Genomic DNA, 18,197 nt, shown 5'->3' with positions numbered 1-18,197 from the left:
GATAGCATGGCCGAAGGGTGCTGCATCACGCTCCGGCGAAGATGTAGTTATTATTTTTGTGAGGATTTACGGCCGTACACCAGCCAGGTGACGAGCACGCAGACGATGTAAAACACGAGGAAGACTTTCATGGCGCCGACCGGCGATCCGGTCATTGCCAGCGAGGTGCCGAAGGCTTTAGGGATAAAAAATCCGCCTACTGCGCCAATGGCAGAGATAAAGCCCAGCGCGGCAGCGGTGTCCGTCACGGCTTCATGCTGCGCCTGTTCATCCGTGCCACCTTGCTTTCTCACCCGGTCGATGGTGATTTGGCGAAAGATAATCGCAATCATCTGGAAGGTTGAGCCGCTGCCCAGCCCGGCGGTGAGGAACAGCCCCATAAAGACCAGATAAAACGCGACAAAGCTGCCGGAGCCCGAGCCGGGCAGGGTCAGGAAGATCAGGGCGCTAAAGATGGCCATAAAGACAAAGTTGATGAGCGTGACGCGCACGCCGCCCAGCCTGTCGGAGATCATCCCGCCCGCTGAACGCGCCAGCGCACCAATCAGGGGGCCAAAGAAGGCAAGGTGAAGAATGTTAACGTCCGGAAACTGGGTTTTCGACAGCATGGCAAAGCCTGCCGAGAAACCGATAAACGAGCCGAAGGTCGCCAGATAGAGCAGGCTCAGCAGCCAGAGATGAAACCGCTTAAGTACCGGAAGCTGGCTGGCGATAGAGGCTTTTGAGCTGGCGATATCGTTCATGCCAATAAACGCCGCAATGGTGGCCAGCAGCAGAAGCGGGGCCCAGATCCAGGCGGCATTCGCCAGCCACATGGTGGATCCGTCCTCCAGAGGCACACCGTTTACCCCCAGAAAGGTGAACATCGGCAGAAAAATGACCAGTGGCGCAATCAACTGCATTACGCTGACGCCCAGGTTTCCCAGCCCGCCGTTGATTCCCAGTGCGCTACCCTGTCTGGATTTCGGGAAGAAAAAGCTGATATTCCCCATGCTGGAGGCAAAGTTAGCGCCCGCAAATCCGCAGAGCAGGGCAATGACGATAAAGACCCAGTAAGGCGTCGCGGTGTTCTGAATGGCAATCCCCAGCCAGACGCAGGGGATAATCAGGATCACGGTGCTCAATACTGTCCAGTTACGTCCGCCAAATATCGGCACCATAAAAGAGTAGGGGACACGCAATATTGCGCCGGAGAGAGAAGGTAATGCCGTTAGCATAAAAAGCTGATCGGTAGTGAAATTAAATCCGACTTTATTGAGGTTAACCGCAATGGCACTAAATAACATCCAGACGCAAAAGGCCAATAGCAGGCAAGCCACAGAAATCCATAGGTTTCTTCGCGCGATATGTTTGCCTTTATTCTCCCAGAATTGCGGATTTTCCGGTTTCCAGTTACTTAAAAGATGGTGATGACTTTTCTCACTTTGTTGTGACATATCGCCCTCTTGCTTACCCAAATGAAGATAAAAAATAAGTAAAAACAGCTAGATATGTGAAGGTCTGGTATTGTGGTTATTGGAAGTATTGAGATACATCTGAAAGGATAGATAAAAAAGCGAACCCCAGAGTTTGGAAATGAAATAGGGGTTCGCCTAATGTGTTACTAATTGTAACGGTGGGATTTAATTACTCAGAAGGGAGTATTAAAACAACTCCAGAGAAATTAATTTATCAAGATGATTATTAAACGCAGCGTCATCCATTTCAGGCATGTTTAATAGATATATGCCGTCAAGGCCACACACCAGGCCAATTAAACGCCAGGCAATACTTGCTGCCGGGTCACCGGAACGGAATACGCCTGCATCCCTGCCAGCTTCAATAAGGGCAACCGTTTCCTGATGCCACATCTCCATTGTCAGCACATACGCGCCCTTGATCTCTGCGTCGCGGGTTGCGAGGATTTGCGCTTCTCGCCAGAGGCGAATGTAGGGTTCAAACCTGCCGTCATCGCTGCCGAGCATGGCATGTAAACGTGCCCGCCAGCTGGCGTGTTCCCCGACCACATCCGCATCCAGCAGTTCGCGGATCAGCCGGATGAAGGCCAGCGATTTTAACTCACCGCCGGAGGTGAAATGGTGATGCACTTGCCCGGTTGCGACTCCGGCTTCGGACGCGATGCGGCGCACCGTCATGGCGGAAAATCCCTCGGCCAGCGCCACGCGCATGGCGGCCTGTAAGATCTCTTCCCGTCTTTCATCCCTGGTCAGATAACCCATTTTCTCTCACTCTTAAATAGCAATGAAACGAGTGTAACAAAGAGCTGGACAAGTGTTCAACATTCCGTAGGATCGCATCCTGGACATGTGTCCATTTTTATATAAAAGGAAATTTATGTTTCGTCAGTGGTTAGCGTTAGTGATTATCGTGCTGGTGTATATCCCGGTGGCGATTGACGCGACGGTGCTGCACGTGGCGGCGCCGACATTGAGCATGACTCTGGGCGCCAGCGGTAACGAATTATTGTGGATCATCGATATCTACTCGCTGGTGATGGCGGGTATGGTGTTGCCAATGGGCGCGCTCGGCGACCGCATCGGTTTTAAACGGCTGCTGATGCTTGGCAGCACGCTGTTTGGCCTGTCATCGCTGGCGGCGGCCTTTGCCCCCTCTGCGGGCTGGCTGATTGCCGCGCGCGCCTCGCTGGCAATTGGCGCGGCAATGATCATACCGGCAACCCTTGCGGGTATACGCACCTTGTTTATTAACGCGCGAGATCGCAACATCGCGCTTGGCGTCTGGGCCGCGGTCGGGTCCGGCGGGGCGGCGTTTGGTCCGCTGATTGGCGGTATGCTGCTGGAGCATTTTTACTGGGGATCGGTCTTTTTGATCAACGTGCCGATTGTGCTGGTGGTGGTGTCGCTGGCCGCGGTCTATGTTCCGCGTCAGCAAGGGCGCCCAGAGCAGCCGCTGAATATTAGCCATGCCGTCATGCTGATTGTGGCAATTTTGCTGCTGGTCTATAGCGCCAAAACCGCGCTGAAAGGCGGGCTTTCTCCATGGCTGGTGGCCTGTACACTGCTCACCGGCGCGGTATTGCTGTTTATCTTCGTGCGTATTCAGCTTCGCGCCCGCGTGCCGATGATCGACATGCGCCTGTTTTGCCATCGCATCATTTTAAGCGGGGTGGTGATGGCGATGACCGCCATGATCGCCCTGGTGGGGTATGAATTACTGATGGCTCAGGAGCTGCAGTTTGTGCATGGCTTTACCCCGTTTGAAGCGGGCATGTTCATGCTGCCGCTCATGGTCGCCAGCGGGTTCAGCGGCCCGATTGCCGGGATACTGGTTGGTCGTCTGGGGCTGCGCATGGTAGCGGCAGGCGGAATGGGGCTGAGCGCCGTCAGCTTTATTGGCCTGTCGATGCTCGACTTCAGCACGCAGCAGTGGCAGGCGTGGTGCCTGATGGTGCTGCTTGGCTTCAGTGCGGCGAGTGCGCTGCTGGCCTCCACCTCGGCAATCATGGCGGCGGCGCCGAAAGAGAAAGCCGCCGCTGCCGGGGCGATTGAAACCATGTCCTACGAACTGGGCGCAGGGCTGGGGATCGCGATATTTGGTCTGTTGCTGACCCGCAGCTTCTCGGCGTCGATTGAACTACCGCAGGGCTTACCTTCAACGCTGGCTGATAAAGCCTCGTCATCCATTGGCGAAGCGATGAAGGTCGCGCAGGATCTCAGTCCGGCGCTCGGTGAAACCGTCATTGAGGCGGCAAAAACGGCGTTTATCACGTCGCACAGCGTGGCGTTAGGCAGCGCCGGTGGGATGTTATTGCTGCTGGCGATTGGGATTTGGTTTAGCCTGGCGAACGCGCCGCAACAGTAAATGCAAGCCCGAGGGCGCTGCACCTTCGGGCTTTTCACTTCTTCTTCAGCGGCGCGGTGTCGTTATCGCGTCAGCCGATAGTGCGATTGCACCAGACCCGACGGGAAGCTGCGGGTGGATAAAAGCATTAAATCGATATCCCGGGGCAGCGAGCCGAACAGCGGCTTGCCTGAGCCGATCAGGACAGGAACGGTGGTGATAACCATATCGGCCACCAGTCCTTCGCGCAGAAACGACTGGATCACCTGTCCGCCATCAATATAGACGCGGTGTGCGTTCTGCGCTGCCAGCTCAGCAAGCGCTTCTTTTGGGGTACAGCGGGAGAACTGCACTTTACCTTTCAGCGGCTCGGGCACCTCGGTGTCAGCCAGCTGACTGGAGAGCACCAGCACGGGTCGGTTATAGTGCCATTGGTCAAGGGTCAGCACTTTCTCATAGCTTCCCCGGCCCATCACAATCCAGTCTTTGTCGGCAATGAACGCATCATAACCATGATCTTCCGTTGGATCATCGCGCTGGAGTAGCCAGCCGATATCGCCATCCTGGCGGGCAATGTAGCCATCAAGACTGACGGCGATAAAAACGTGGGTGGTAATCATCGAAGGCTCCCTGTTCAGGCTGTGACGTTAGGACAGTGACGACAGAGCAGTATACCGGAACCAGGGGATGACGATTAGGGGAGCGGGCAGAGGGGCAAAAAAAAGCCAGCCGCAGGGGCTGGCTTTCTGGTGTGACAAATCTTAGAACTGGTAGGTCAGACCTACAGCAACGATATTGTCGGTAGCGATTTTAGCGTCTTTGGTGAACGCATTGTCGTCCAGCAGGTTGATTTTGTAATCAACATAGGTGGACATGTTTTTGTTGAAGTAGTAGCTCGCGCCAACATCAACGTATTCCACCAGATCCTGGTCGCCGTAAGAACCGATGTCTTTACCTTTGGATTTCAGGTAAGCGATGGACGGACGCAGACCGAAGTCGAACTGGTACTGAGCCACAACTTCGAAGTTCTGTGCTTTGTTTGCAACGTGACCGTCACCGAAAGCTGTCATGTTACGGGTTTCAGAGTAGGTGGTTGCCAGGTAGGTGTTGTTCGCATCGTACTTCAGACCGGCTGCCCACACTTCTGCGTTCTCGCCACCTGCGTTCAGGTCGCTTGCTGCACGAACCTGACGGTCAGTACGGTCAGATTTCGCGTAGGTTGCACCCGCTGCGAAGCCGTCGAATTCATAGGTAGAAGAGAGACCCCAGCCGTCACCGTTAGATTCGGTGATGTCGTTACGGTCGTTTTTACCCTGGTACTGAGCGGCAACGTTCAGACCGTCAACCAGACCGAAGAAGTCGGTGTTACGGTAAGTCGCTACGCCAGTTGTACGGCCAGTCATAAAGCCATCAGTCTGGGTCCAGGTATCGCCACCGAATTCTGGCAGAACGTCAGTCCATGCGCCGATGTCGTACGCCACGCCGTAGTTACGGCCGTAGTCGAAGGAACCGAATTCGTTGAATTTCAGACCTGCGAACGCCAGACGCGTTTTGTTACCGTCAGCACCCTGAGATTCAGAGCGGTTGCCCTTGAACTCATATTCCCACTGGCCATAACCGGTCATCTGGTCATTGATCTGAGTTTCGCCTTTGAAGCCCAGACGAACGTAGGTTTTGTCGCCGTCGTTGTCAGTATCATCAGAAAAATAGTGCAGACCTGTGACTTTACCGTACAGATCCAGCTTGTTACCGTCTTTGTTAAAAACTTCAGCCGCGTTTACAACGCCTGCTGCCAACATGGAAGTGACCGCCACTGCAACTAATTTAAGTTTCATCTTAAATATTCCTTATAATTTTCTTGGGTATTTCCTGAACCACTTCGAACGATTTCCAAACGAGGCTGTTCGTCAATGGCAAGCTATTTTTAAAAATCTTGTAGCCTGCTTTCAATAATAAGTTTCAAAATATTAAAGATAATTTCAATTAGTGTGATCGTGATCGGGTAAATTTCAGCTTTAACGAATAAATTGCCTGAAAATTATGCATTTTGTGCGCGTTTTACCGCCATTTTCGTTGCGGGGAATATAATTATTACCATTTTTATTTCATGGTGTTAATTATCGTCTTTTCCGTGCTTTTGCAATCGTTGATGAAGTTGATATGCATTAAAATCAGTGGCTTATAAGATTAATCGCACGTTGATTTCGATGTGTGAAGTGAATGTTTTGCAGCGAATTATTTTATGCTTTTTCTGACGTGACTGTTTGCTATGCAGTTATTACGTTCCGGTGTCAGTTTATGTCAATTTGCGCGCCATATCTTTACGAACGAGAGTTAATATAAACAGAAACTAAACCGCTTTCTATTATTTTGCTAAAGAGTGAATGGGCGATCACATTTTAAATTTATGTTAATTATGTGGCCGGGTTGTAATTAACCCGGCATCAGGAAAAGATTATTTTCGTGTGGCGTACCAGCACAGCAGAGAGCCCATACAGACCATGATGGCGCCTTGCCAGAATGAGAAGGACAGTGGGGCGCTCAACAACAGCGCCGCCAGCGCAGCGGATAAGACCGGGGTAAAATAGGACACGGCTGCCAGCACCGTGACGTTACCGTGAAGGATCCCAATATTCCACGACGCATAGCCCAGCCCCAGTGCGACGCCGCACATGAGTAATTTCACCACCACCGGAACGCTGAACACCATTTCCGGTTGATCGCTTAGGGCATATTTCACCCACAAACTCAGCGCGGTAAGCAACACAAAGAGCGTGATCCCGTTTTGTCCTTTGGCATATTTGCTGGTTACCGTGCAGTACGCCGCCCAGATAAACGCGCCGGCAAATGCAAGGGCATAGCTGAGGGGGCTGGAGACAACATTGCGGATAATCTCATTCACCTGCAACCCTTGTTCGCCGCCCAATACCCAGCACACACCGAGTAAAGAGAGGGCTAATCCGGGGATCACCCACAGGGACGATTTCTGTCCGTTAAACAAAATGGCAAACACAATGGTCAGACTTGGCCAGAGATAATTCACCATGCCGACTTCAATCGCCTGTGAACGCGTAGCCGCATACCCTAACGACAGCGCCAGACAAATTTCGTAGCTCACAAACAGGAGGCTGCCGGCAATAAAATAGCCGGGAGTGAAGCGCCGGATTTGAGGAAATCCTACCGTCACCAGACAGAGTAAGCCGCTGACGGTATAGATCATGGCGGCGCCCCCCACAGGCCCAAGCCCTTCACTCACGCTGCGAATGAGCCCCACCATGGTGCTCCATAACAAGATTGCTGCCAGCCCAGTCAGCGTTGCTCTTTTTCTGTCCATACCCTTGCCATTACTCTCAAAACCAAAGGCAAAACTTATAGCACCGATCGCGCCCCGGTCGCGAATTATTCTCTTAAGCCGTTAATCAAAAAGAGGTATTTAAATGCGAGATGGCTGACTATTAAGGGGGCGAACACCGGCGACCTTGATTTGACGCAAAAAAAACAGGGGCTTTAATGTTAGTTTGCGGCGCGAAGTCTTAGCGCCTATCCCATTAGGCTATTTTATTCGCCATTTTGGTGCCGGGCAGTGCTCGAAATCCTCACGTACTACGTGTACGCTCCGGTTTCTGCGCGCTGTCCGACACCAAACTGGCTTCAACAATTACGCCTACTGGGATAGGCTCTTATCCGTAAATGAGGACAACAATGGACGTCAGCCGCAGACAATTTTTTAAAATCTGCGCGGGCGGTATGGCCGGCACAACAGCCGCGATGCTGGGATTCGCTCCCAAAATGGCGCTGGCTCAGGCGCGCAACTATAAACTGCTGCGTGCCAAAGAGATCCGTAACACCTGCACATACTGCTCCGTGGGTTGTGGGCTTTTAATGTATAGCCTGGGCGATGGCGCGAAGAACGCCAGAGAGGCCATTTATCATATTGAAGGGGATCCGGACCATCCGGTGAGCCGTGGGGCACTCTGCCCGAAAGGGGCGGGACTGCTGGACTACGTTCACAGCGATAGCCGTCTGCGCTACCCGGAATACCGCGCGCCGGGTTCCGACAAATGGCAGCGTATTTCCTGGGATGAAGCCTTCTCCCGGATTGCCAGACTGATGAAAGCTGACCGCGACGCCAACTTCATTGAGAAGAACGCGCAGGGCGTGACGGTGAACCGTTGGCTCTCTACCGGCATGCTGTGCGCCTCGGCGGCCAGCAATGAAACCGGCATGCTAACGCAAAAATTTGTTCGCTCCCTCGGGATGCTGGCGGTTGATAACCAGGCGCGCGTCTGACACGGACCAACGGTAGCAAGTCTTGCTCCAACATTTGGTCGCGGTGCGATGACCAACCACTGGGTTGATATCAAAAACGCCAACGTCGTGATGGTGATGGGTGGCAACGCCGCTGAGGCCCATCCGGTGGGGTTCCGCTGGGCGATGGAAGCGAAAAACAATAACGATGCGACGCTTATCGTCGTCGATCCGCGCTTTACGCGTACGGCATCGGTGGCCGATATTTATGCACCGATCCGCTCCGGTACGGACATTACGTTCCTGTCGGGCGTGCTGCTCTATCTGATTGAAAACAATAAAATCAACGCGGAGTACGTAAAACACTACACCAACGCCAGCCTGCTGGTGCGGGATGATTTTGCCTTCGATGAGGGGCTGTTCAGCGGCTATGACGCGGACAAACGTCAGTACGATAAATCGTCCTGGAACTACCAGTTCGATGAAAACGGCTATGCCAGACGCGATGAAACCCTGAGTCATCCACGCTGCGTGTGGAACTTGCTGAAACAGCACGTTTCCCGCTATACGCCGGACGTAGTAGAAAACATCTGCGGTACGCCAAAAGCCGACTTCCTGAAAGTGTGTGAGGTGCTGGCCTCTACCAGTGCCGCCGACAGAACCACCACGTTCCTGTACGCGCTGGGCTGGACGCAGCACACCGTTGGTGCGCAGAACATCCGTACCATGGCGATGATTCAGCTGCTGCTCGGCAATATGGGGATGGCGGGAGGCGGGGTAAATGCCTTGCGCGGTCACTCCAACATCCAGGGCTTAACCGATCTGGGTTTACTCTCGACCAGCCTGCCGGGTTACCTGACGCTGCCGTCGGAAAAACAGGCCGATCTGCAAACCTATCTCACGGCCAATACGCCAAAAGCGACGCGTGCGGAGCAAGTTAACTACTGGAGCAACTATCCGAAGTTCTACGTCAGCCTGATGAAATCGTTTTATGGCGATGCGGCGCAGAAAGAGAACGACTGGGGCTTTGAGTGGCTGCCGAAATGGGACCAGGCCTACGACGTCATCAAGTATTTCAACATGATGGATAAGGGCAACGTCACGGGCTATATCTGCCAGGGCTTTAACCCGGTAGCGTCCTTCCCGGACAAAAACAAAGTGGTTCGCAGCCTGAGCAAGCTGAAGTACATGGTCGTTATCGATCCGCTGGTGACGGAAACGTCTAACTTCTGGCAGAACCACGGCGAGATGAACGATGTGGATCCCGCATCAATTCAGACCGAGGTCTTCCGCTTGCCGTCTACCTGTTTTGCCGAGGAAGACGGGTCGATCGCCAACTCCGGTCGCTGGTTACAGTGGCACTGGAAGGGGCAGGATGCGCCGGGTGAAGCGCGTAATGACGGTGAAATTCTGGCCGGGATTTACCATCGCCTGCGTGAGATGTACCGCACCGAAGGTGGCAAAGGCGCTGAACCGTTGCTGAAGATGAGCTGGAACTATAAGCAACCGGATCATCCTGAATCCGAAGAGGTGGCCAAAGAGAACAACGGCGTGGCGCTGGCCGATCTCTATGACGCCAACGGCAATCTGGTGGCGAAGAAAGGCCAGCTGCTGAACAGCTTTGCGCTCCTGCGCGATGATGGTTCCACCGCGTCGTCTTGCTGGATCTACACCGGCAGCTGGACCGAGCAGGGCAACCAGATGGCCAATCGCGATAACGCAGACCCGTCCGGGTTGGGCAATACGCTTGGCTGGGCCTGGGCATGGCCGCTAAACCGTCGGGTGCTGTACAACCGCGCGTCGGCGGATATCAACGGTAAACCGTGGGATCCGAAACGGATGCTGATCGCGTGGAACGGCGCGAAATGGGCGGGGAATGATATTCCTGACTTCAACACCGCGCCACCGGGCAGTGAGACCGGGCCGTTTATTATGCAGCCGGAGGGGCTGGGACGCCTGTTTGCCCTCGACAAGCTGGCAGAGGGGCCTTTCCCGGAACACTACGAGCCAATGGAAACGCCGCTCGGCACGAACCCGCTACACCCAAATGTTATCTCCAGTCCGGTCGTGCGTATCTACGCTGACGACGTGTTGCGTTTAGGCAAAAAGGACAAATTCCCGTATGTGGGAACCACCTATCGCCTGACGGAGCATTTCCACACCTGGACCAAGCATGCGCGGCTTAACGCCATCGCGCAGCCGGAACAGTTTGTGGAGATAAGCGAAACGCTGGCGAAAGCGAAAGGGATTGCCAATGGCGATCGCGTGACGGTGAGCAGCAAACGTGGCTTTATCCGTGCGGTTGCAGTGGTCACTCGTCGTCTGCAGACGTTGAACGTGAATGGTCAGCAGGTAGAAACTGTGGGTATCCCGCTGCACTGGGGCTTTGAAGGTGTGGCGCAGAAAGGCTATCTCGCCAACACCCTGACGCCTAACGTCGGTGATTCCAACTCGCAAACGCCGGAGTACAAGGCGTTTCTGGTCAACATCGAGAAAGCGTAAGGAGCGAGTAAATGGCGATGGAAACACAAGACATTATTAAACGCTCCGCGACCAACCCGATAACGCCCGCGCCGCGCGCGCGGGATTATAAGGCCGAAGTCGCCAAGCTTATCGATGTCTCTTCCTGCGTGGGCTGCAAAGCCTGCCAGGTGGCTTGTTCAGAGTGGAATGATATCCGCGATGAGGTAGGGCACTGCGTTGGCGTTTACGACAACCCGGCCGATCTGAGTGCCAAATCCTGGACGGTGATGCGTTTTAGCGAAACTGACCAGAACGGCAAGCTGGAGTGGCTGATTCGAAAAGACGGCTGTATGCACTGTGAAGATCCGGGCTGCCTCAAGGCCTGCCCGTCTGCAGGCGCCATCATCCAGTATGCGAACGGGATCGTCGACTTCCAGCAGGATAACTGTATCGGCTGCGGGTACTGCATTGCGGGGTGTCCGTTTAACATCCCGCGCCTCAATAAAGAGGATAACCGGGTATACAAATGCACCCTGTGCGTAGACCGCGTCAGCGTCGGGCAGGAGCCTGCCTGCGTCAAGACCTGTCCAACCGGGGCCATTCACTTCGGCACCAGGAAAGAGATGCTGGAGGTGGCGCAGCAGCGCGTGGACAAACTAAAAGCGCGCGGCTACGACAAGGCGGGCATCTACAACCCGCAGGGGGTGGGCGGTACGCACGTGATGTACGTTCTGCATCACAATGACCAGCCGGAGCTGTACCACAATCTGCCGAAAGATCCGGCGATCGATACCTCCATCAACCTGTGGAAAGGGGCGCTAAAACCGCTCTCGGCGGCGGGCTTTATCGCCACCTTTGCCGGGCTGATTTATCACTACATCGGTATCGGGCCGAATAAAGAGGTGGATGACGACGAGGAGGAACATCATGAGTAAGTCGAAAATGATAGTGCGCACAAAGTTTGTCGATCGCGCCTGTCACTGGACGGTGGTGATCTGCTTCTTCCTGGTGGCCGTATCCGGAATTTCGTTCTTCTTCCCGACGCTGCAATGGCTGACGGAAACGTTCGGTACGCCGCAGATGGGGCGTATTCTGCACCCGTTTTTTGGCGTACTGATTTTTGTGGTGCTGATGTTTATGTTTGTGCGTTTCGTCCACCACAATATCCCGGACAAGCAGGATATTCCCTGGCTGAAGGGCATTATTGAGGTCCTGAAGGGGAACGAACATAAAGTCGCGAAGGTCGGTAAATACAATGCCGGACAGAAGATGATGTTCTGGAGCATCATGAGCATGATTTTCGTCCTGCTGGTGACCGGTGTGATCATCTGGCGTCCTTATTTTGCGCAGTACTTCCCGATGCAGGTCATCCGCTACGCGCTGCTGATCCACGCAACCTCAGCCATCATTCTGATCCATGCCATTTTGATCCATATGTATATGGCGTTCTGGGTTAAAGGGTCGATTAAAGGCATGATTGAAGGGAAGGTGAGCCGCCGCTGGGCGCAGAAACACCACCCACGCTGGTACCGGGAAGTGGAGCGACAGGAAGCGAAACAGGAGAGTACGGAAGGGATGAAGTAAAACGTCCTGCGCCGTCGGCTTTGCCCGGCGGCGCTTCGCTTGCGTGGGCCTACGTTATGTGTTCGTCACTAACGCATCTATCGCCGCAATGACGGTACTTCTTGCGCTGCGAAGATTACATACAAAATTTTTATTATTTAATTTCTTTTTCTCCACGTGTGTTATACCAGCGGTGTTGAGAAAATATCTCTCAAATTCAATGTTTATTAATGGTGTGGCGGCGTTGTAATGCCCATGTAAGTTATTATGATAGCTTAAAGGAACAATCAGTCTTGTTGATAAATCATCATAATAGTCATGTTGTATTATCATAAAATAAGGCTGATATTCGCGCGTTTTGTCTGAGGGGTTACGATAAACATCGAACTGAAAGCACATTAAAGCCCTCCAAAATAAGGGTCATCTGATAATAATCCCGCTTTAGCAGTAAATTCATTCATGGCTTTTATGAATTCCTGATCCTGATGGTGCTGGCGTTTGCGTTCCTCTGGAGTCAAGGTCTGGCGCGGTATTCTCTCTGTCCGGGGTGGTCTGCCACTACCGTTTTCTGTTCGGTTTGGTTTCATTTTTTAGCCTCCTTTGTTGGTGCGGCCATTATCAACCGCAGCCAACAAAAAACAATACCGTTTCCCCTGGTGATCTTCATTATGCGAGCCGTCTTCCAGCTTATCAGAATTTCTCCGCAATATATCGGAAAGGATATTTTGTCGGTTTGACTTTGCCAATTTTTCGCTTCGGTAAATCCACTTTTTCAACGTGAAGTTCTTTATACGGGATCTGCGAAAGCAGATGGGAGATAATATTCAACCGCACGCGTTTTTTATCTTCCGAGCGCGCCACAAACCACGGTGCCCAGGCGGTGTCCGTGGAGGCAAACATGGCATCCCGCGCTACGGTGTATTCATCCCATAAATTGAACGATTTAATATCCATAGGCGATAATTTCCAGATCTTGCGGCCATCGTTGATGCGATCGCGTAGCCTGCGTTCCTGCTCTTTCGGCGTCACTTCAAGCCAGTATTTCAGCAAAATGATCCCGGCATCGACCATCGCTTTTTCCATCACCGGTGCGCCATCAAGAAACTTTTCAACCTGTTCCGGCGTGCAGAACCCCATCACCCGTTCAACGCCTGCGCGGTTGTACCAGCTGCGGTCAAAAATAACGATTTCACCGGCAGCGGGCAGGTGCGGAACATAACGCTGGAAATAGAGCTGCGTTTTCTCTTTCTCTGTAGGCGCAGGCAGCGCGACAACCCGGAATACGCGCGGGCTGACGCGTTCGGTTATCGCTTTTATGGTCCCGCCTTTACCGGCCCCGTCGCGTCCCTCAAACACGATGCAGACTTTCAATCCTTTGGCGACAACCCATTGCTGGAGTTTGACCAGTTCAACGTGAAGGCGACGAAGCTCTTTTTCATACTCTTTTGTTTTCAGAGGGGCATTTTTAACGACATCAACAGCGACGCTGGTTTTCTTATTACTTGCCATGATTGTCATCCTCAGGTTGTCCGGTCGCGGGGAAGAAGCGAGGCCGCATTAAGAAGTGTAATCCACCTGAATTAATGGATTAACGTGTCAGCCTGCCGATTTGAACTGGCTCACCATACAAGATTATTCAATAATGCCCGCTGCGAATTTTCACTCGTGGTTGTGGTATGAAAAAGACAATTTTCTCGTTAGCCCTTAGCACGTTTGGCCTGGGTATGGCTGAATTTGGCATTATGGGTGTCCTGACGGAACTGGCGCATGATACCGGCATTTCCATTCCCTCCGCCGGAAATATGATTTCGTTTTACGCCTTTGGCGTGGTGATTGGCGCGCCGATTGTGGCGCTGTTTTCCAGTAAGTTCTCGTTAAAAACCACGCTGCTGTTTCTGGTTGCCCTGTGTGCGGTGGGCAACGCGATGTTTACCTTTTCCACATCCTATTTTTGGCTGGCTGCAGGGCGCTTAATCTCGGGGTTCCCGCACGGCGCAATTTTCGGTGTGGGGGCGATTATCCTCTCGAAAATAGCGCCACCGGGTAAGGTGACGGTGGCCGTGGCGGGGATGATCGCCGGGATGACCGTGGCGAATCTGGTGGGGGTTCCGTTTGGAACCTGGCTGGGGCATACATTCAACTGGCGTTATACCTTTTTCCTGATAGCCCTGTTTGACGCGCTGGTGATCCTCTCGGTGCTGGTGTGGGTACCAAACCTTCATGACGCATCAGAAATAAAACTCACCGAGCAGTTTCACTTCCTGAAAAAACCGGAACCGTGGCTGATCTTCTCCGCCACCATGTTTGGCAACGCTGGCGTTTTTGCGTGGTTCAGTTTTGTGAAGCCGTTTATGGTCAATGTCTCTGGCTTCTCCGAGGGGCTGATGACGATCATCATGATGTTGATGGGCCTCGGCATGGTGCTGGGTAACCTGCTGAGCGGGAAACTATCGGGTCGTTTCAGCCCGCTGCGTATTGCTGCCACCACCGATATGGTGATTGTCGCCTCACTGTTATTGCTTTTCGCCTTTGGCGAACAGAAAACCGCGTCGCTGGTGATGGGGTTCATCTGCTGTGCCGGGCTGTTCGCACTTTCAGCACCACTGCAAATTCTGCTGCTGCAAAATGCGAAAGGAGGGGAAATGCTTGGTGCCGCAGGCGGACAGATGGCGTTTAACCTGGGCAGTGCGATTGGTGCTTATTTTGGCGGAATGATGATTACGCTCGGTTTTAGCTGGAGCTATGTCACGCTACCGGCGGCGATATTATCCTTCCTGGCGATGAGCGCGCTGCTGGTGTATGGCTATCTGCGCGCCCGGCGGGCTCAGTCTGATACTCGTGCGCTGGCCTGAGTGCCGGAATGTGGTCATAAAAAACCGCTCCACAGACGGAGCGGTTAGCGGGTACGGACCGTTACGAGCGTAAATCAATCACCATACGGCCGCGGATCTGGCCCTGTTCCATCTCTTTGAAGATGGCATTGATATCTTCCAGCGGGCGCATTGTTACTTTTGGCACCACTTTGCCTTCGGCAGCAAACTGGAACGCTTCCTGCAGATCCTGACGGGTGCCGACAAGCGAACCGACCACCTGAATGCCGTCCAGCACCAGACGGGGGATATCAAGGCTCATGGCTTCCGGCGGCAGGCCAACGGCCACCACGCGACCACCGGCACGCACCGCGTCCACCGCCGAGTTAAATGCTGCTTTCGCGACCGCCGTTACCACAGCCGCGTGCGCACCGCCGGTTTTTTCCTGCACGATTTTCGCGGCATCTTCGCTGCGGGAGTTGATGGTCAAATCTGCCCCCATGCTTGCGGCCAGCTTCAGCTGTTCGTCGTTAACGTCAAGGGCGATGACTTTGGCGTTAAAGACGTTTTTGGCGTACTGCAGCGCGAGGTTGCCCAGCCCGCCCAGACCGTAAATCGCAATCCACTGGCCCGGCTTGATATGGGAGACTTTCACCGCTTTGTAAGTGGTGACGCCGGCACAGGTTATGCTGCTGGCCGCAGCGGAATCCAGCCCGTCAGGCACTTTTACCGCGTAATCCGCGGTGACAATGCACTCTTCAGCCATGCCGCCATCAACGGAATAACCGGCGTTTTTCACATCGCGGCACAGGGTTTCGTTGCCGGTATTACAGTATTCACAGTGGCCGCAGCCCTCAAAGAACCACGCGACGCTTGCACGGTCGCCGACTTTCAGTGACGTCACGCCAGGCCCAACTTCTTTCACGATCCCAATCCCTTCGTGGCCCAGGATCACACCGGTTTTATCACCGAAATCGCCATTTTTGACGTGGAGGTCAGTATGGCAAACGCCACAGCACTCCATTTTGAGCAGGGCTTCGCCGTGCTTCAGTGGGCGTAAGGTTTTTTCGGTAACATTGACCTGATGATCCTGTGTAACAACAGCAGCCTTCATAGGTTTCTCCTTGTTTTTGATGGGTATGTGTATCGCAGGGGAATACTACTTAAGGATTAATAGTTTAGAGGAGTTATGCAAGGCGGCGGCAACATAATGTCACCAATTGATGCGATTTCAGATTAAGAATACAGCGATCCTCTAATAATTAGGGGGGGAATTGACTGGCCCGGCGAGGTCTTCGCCGGGCACAGACTTACAGTTTTGCTTCTATCACCTCAATCTCTTTACGCCATTGCGCCTGCAGCTGCGGTTTCTGATGTTTTGGCTTACGCGCCAGGTCTTCCGCCAGCAGCGTTTCCAGCGCGATCAGTCTTTCAAGCAGATCGTCTGAGGCGGACGCCTTAACGTCCGCAACCGCTGGCGGAGCCGACGGGGTCGCCAGGCCTGCGCTTTCACGCAACCGCTCGAATACCGCTTCGGCGTCATGCCATTCGCTCAGCGTACTGTCCTCAATCAGCCAGAAGCGGTTACAGCTTTGGGCAATCAGCTGTCGGTCATGACTTACCAGCAGCACGCCGCCTTCAAACTGTTGCAGGGTAGCGGCCAGCGCCTCTTTACCTTCCATGTCCAGATGGTTGGTAGGCTCATCCAGCATCAGCAGGCTATAACGGGCAAGCGTCAGGCCGATAAACAGCAGGCGCGAACGCTCTCCGCCGCTGAGGGTGCTGACCTGTTGACCGTGACGCGCCCACGGGAACCCGGCGCTGATAAGCGCCATCTTGCGATCCTGTGGCGCTGGCGCAAAAGGCTCCAGCGCGTCGAAGATCGTTGCCTCGTCCGGAAGCTGATTCAGCGTCTGGTCGTAATAGCCTGGCGACACGCGGGGATGAAGTTTCAGGCCCGCGTTTGCCTGCTCATACGCATAATGACGCCAGATAAGCTTCATCAGCGATGATTTGCCGCAGCCGTTACGCCCGACGATAGCCACGCGATCGCCGCTTTTAAGCCGCGCAATGTCGACGTGAAACAGGTCTGGCAACCCAGGTGCAGGCGGTACGCCGAGGTTTTCCATCTCCAGCAGTCGGTCAGCCCGCAGGGCATCACCGCGCAGGGTTAACGTCCACGGACTGCCTGCCGTGAGCTCTGTCTGGCTCTCCTTTAGCCGCTCGACCTGTTTTTCCATCTGTTTGGCTTTGCGCGACAGATCTTCGTTATCGTAGACCTTGCCCCAGGTGGCCAGCCGTCTGGCGCTGGCAGTTACGCGGTCGATCTCCTTTTGCTCCGCTTTATGTCGCAGCGTATCGCTTTCGTCTTTCGCTCTCAGCGCCTCACGTGCGGCGGTGCAGGGAAGGGCGAAGTAGTGCAACATTTTATCGCGCAGGATCCAGCTACCGTTGGTGACGGCATCCAGCAACTGCCTGTCGTGCGAGACCAGTACAAAGCTGCCGGACCAGTTTTGTAAAAACTGCTCCAGCCAGAACATGGTAGGCAAATCGAGATGGTTGCTCGGCTCGTCCAGTAGTAACAGATCCGGATCGCCGATCAACGCCCGCGCGAGCAGGAGACGCGTGTGTTGCCCAACGCTCAGCGTCGCCGACGTTAAGGCCATGTCCTGCGGCGTAAAGCCCATACCCGCCAGCAGCGTTTCTGCTTTCCAGCGCAGGCTCTCGCGCTCAGTCGTGGGCAGTTGCGCCAGCACGGCATCCAGCATGGTCAGGGGATAAATGGCTTCTGGCAGATGTTGCTCAACGCGCGCCATCAGACAGTGCCCGGCCAGCGCGACGCTTCCGGCAGCGGGAGAATCTGTGCCGTCCAGCACCTTCAGCAGCGTACTTTTGCCGCAGCCGTTGTCGCCCAGCAGGCCAATGCGGTCGCCTTTTTTCAGCGTAAAGGAGAGGGAGTCGAAGAGCGTGCCAAACGCCGTATCAACACGTAAAGATTGTGCAGTGAGTAAAGTGCTCATTGTTGCTTACCCAAGAGTTACAGGCATGTTTATGCCTCGTCAAACATCGCTGACGATAACTCAGTAAGCCCGAGAGAAGGGATTTCAGGGGGTGGTGTCTTCGCTCAAGCAGAAGTTATCGCAGCACGATACCGATAACGCTTGAGCTGGTGCGATCACCAAATGCATGTGAAACATTGAAAATTTCACAGTACAGCATAATTGGCCTCCTTATATATTCAGTGGGTTAATGGATGAAAGGAGTGTAGCGGGGGAAAGTCGGTTTGGCTAGGGGGGGCGAATGTAATTCCCT

At 53.8% G+C, this 18,197-nt stretch carries 15 protein-coding genes; 5 read left to right on the top strand and 10 right to left on the bottom strand.

Annotation, left to right across the window (positions count from 1 at the left end; translation table 11 throughout):
- Window positions 1-50: 50 nt before the first annotated feature.
- Both ACQG2G_RS11305 and ACQG2G_RS11300 read right to left on the bottom strand, forming a co-directional pair.
- On the bottom strand, window positions 51-1,436 hold the full coding sequence (locus ACQG2G_RS11305) for a NarK family nitrate/nitrite MFS transporter (protein ID WP_029883341.1): 1,386 nt from the start codon (window positions 1,434-1,436) through the stop codon (window positions 51-53).
- Window positions 1,437-1,643: 207 nt separating this feature from the next.
- Window positions 1,644-2,219, bottom strand: coding sequence for a TetR family transcriptional regulator (locus ACQG2G_RS11300; protein ID WP_040022636.1), 576 nt, complete (start codon window positions 2,217-2,219; stop codon window positions 1,644-1,646).
- A gap of 115 nt (window positions 2,220-2,334) precedes the next feature.
- On the opposite strand from ACQG2G_RS11300, the gene ACQG2G_RS11295 reads away from it, so the two are divergent.
- Window positions 2,335-3,822, top strand: coding sequence for an MFS transporter (locus ACQG2G_RS11295; protein ID WP_047024879.1), 1,488 nt, complete (start codon window positions 2,335-2,337; stop codon window positions 3,820-3,822).
- 62 nt (window positions 3,823-3,884) lie between these two features.
- Here the strand turns inward: ACQG2G_RS11295 and ACQG2G_RS11290 are convergent, their stop codons facing one another.
- The 3 genes from ACQG2G_RS11290 to yddG all read right to left on the bottom strand — a co-directional run bounded on the left by ACQG2G_RS11290 (window position 3,885) and on the right by yddG (window position 7,135).
- A complete protein-coding gene (locus ACQG2G_RS11290; protein ID WP_061771837.1) occupies window positions 3,885-4,421 on the bottom strand; it encodes a dihydrofolate reductase family protein in 537 nt (178 codons plus the stop codon).
- 141 nt (window positions 4,422-4,562) lie between these two features.
- A complete protein-coding gene (ompC, locus tag ACQG2G_RS11285; protein WP_061771838.1) occupies window positions 4,563-5,636 on the bottom strand; it encodes a porin OmpC in 1,074 nt (357 codons plus the stop codon).
- Between the two features lie 620 nt (window positions 5,637-6,256).
- A complete protein-coding gene (gene yddG, locus ACQG2G_RS11280; protein ID WP_061771839.1) occupies window positions 6,257-7,135 on the bottom strand; it encodes an aromatic amino acid DMT transporter YddG in 879 nt (292 codons plus the stop codon).
- Between the two features lie 368 nt (window positions 7,136-7,503).
- On the opposite strand from yddG, the gene fdnG reads away from it, so the two are divergent.
- From fdnG to fdnI, 3 genes are read left to right on the top strand one after another with little or no spacing between them, the layout of a single operon-like run.
- Window positions 7,504-10,551 carry a formate dehydrogenase-N subunit alpha gene (gene fdnG, locus ACQG2G_RS11275; protein ID WP_248066487.1) on the top strand — a complete coding sequence of 1,016 codons (3,048 nt, stop codon included), beginning with the start codon at window positions 7,504-7,506 and terminating at the stop codon, window positions 10,549-10,551.
- 11 nt (window positions 10,552-10,562) lie between these two features.
- Window positions 10,563-11,447, top strand: a complete 885-nt coding sequence (gene fdxH, locus ACQG2G_RS11270; RefSeq protein ID WP_045294169.1) for a formate dehydrogenase subunit beta — start codon at window positions 10,563-10,565, stop codon at window positions 11,445-11,447.
- Window positions 11,440-12,096 carry a formate dehydrogenase-N subunit gamma gene (gene fdnI / locus ACQG2G_RS11265; protein ID WP_013096526.1) on the top strand — a complete coding sequence of 219 codons (657 nt, stop codon included), beginning with the start codon at window positions 11,440-11,442 and terminating at the stop codon, window positions 12,094-12,096. The genes fdxH and fdnI overlap by 8 nt, the downstream gene beginning before the upstream one ends.
- Before the next feature lie 54 nt (window positions 12,097-12,150).
- Here fdnI and ACQG2G_RS11260 read toward each other — a convergent pair whose 3' ends face one another.
- The 3 genes from ACQG2G_RS11260 to ppk2 all read right to left on the bottom strand — a co-directional run bounded on the left by ACQG2G_RS11260 (window position 12,151) and on the right by ppk2 (window position 13,584).
- On the bottom strand, window positions 12,151-12,474 hold the full coding sequence (locus ACQG2G_RS11260) for a CcdB family protein (protein WP_071830020.1): 324 nt from the start codon (window positions 12,472-12,474) through the stop codon (window positions 12,151-12,153).
- On the bottom strand, window positions 12,474-12,662 hold the full coding sequence (locus tag ACQG2G_RS11255; protein ID WP_248078555.1) for a type II toxin-antitoxin system CcdA family antitoxin: 189 nt from the start codon (window positions 12,660-12,662) through the stop codon (window positions 12,474-12,476). The genes ACQG2G_RS11260 and ACQG2G_RS11255 overlap by 1 nt, the downstream gene beginning before the upstream one ends.
- Window positions 12,663-12,765: 103 nt before the next feature.
- A complete protein-coding gene (gene ppk2, locus ACQG2G_RS11250; RefSeq protein ID WP_013096528.1) occupies window positions 12,766-13,584 on the bottom strand; it encodes a polyphosphate kinase 2 in 819 nt (272 codons plus the stop codon).
- A 167-nt stretch (window positions 13,585-13,751) separates the two neighbouring features.
- Here ppk2 and araJ point away from each other — a divergent pair, with 167 nt between their 5' ends.
- Complete coding sequence (gene araJ / locus ACQG2G_RS11245; RefSeq protein WP_248078552.1) at window positions 13,752-14,927, top strand: MFS transporter AraJ; 1,176 nt, start codon at window positions 13,752-13,754, stop codon at window positions 14,925-14,927.
- A 61-nt stretch (window positions 14,928-14,988) separates the two neighbouring features.
- Here araJ and adhP read toward each other — a convergent pair whose 3' ends face one another.
- Window positions 14,989-15,999 carry an alcohol dehydrogenase AdhP gene (gene adhP / locus ACQG2G_RS11240; RefSeq protein ID WP_013096530.1) on the bottom strand — a complete coding sequence of 337 codons (1,011 nt, stop codon included), beginning with the start codon at window positions 15,997-15,999 and terminating at the stop codon, window positions 14,989-14,991.
- Between the two features lie 196 nt (window positions 16,000-16,195).
- Window positions 16,196-17,905: an ABC-F family ATP-binding cassette domain-containing protein gene (locus ACQG2G_RS11235; protein WP_248766903.1), complete on the bottom strand. Its 1,710-nt coding sequence runs from the start codon at window positions 17,903-17,905 to the stop codon at window positions 16,196-16,198.
- Window positions 17,906-18,197 lie beyond the last annotated feature (292 nt).

Source organism: Enterobacter cloacae complex sp. 382A5, assembly GCF_050031095.1.
In the GTDB taxonomy this organism is placed as follows: Bacteria; Pseudomonadota; Gammaproteobacteria; order Enterobacterales; family Enterobacteriaceae; genus Enterobacter; species Enterobacter cloacae.
Note: the sequence above shows the minus strand (reverse complement) of the source record. Positions and strands in the feature narration are given on the sequence as shown.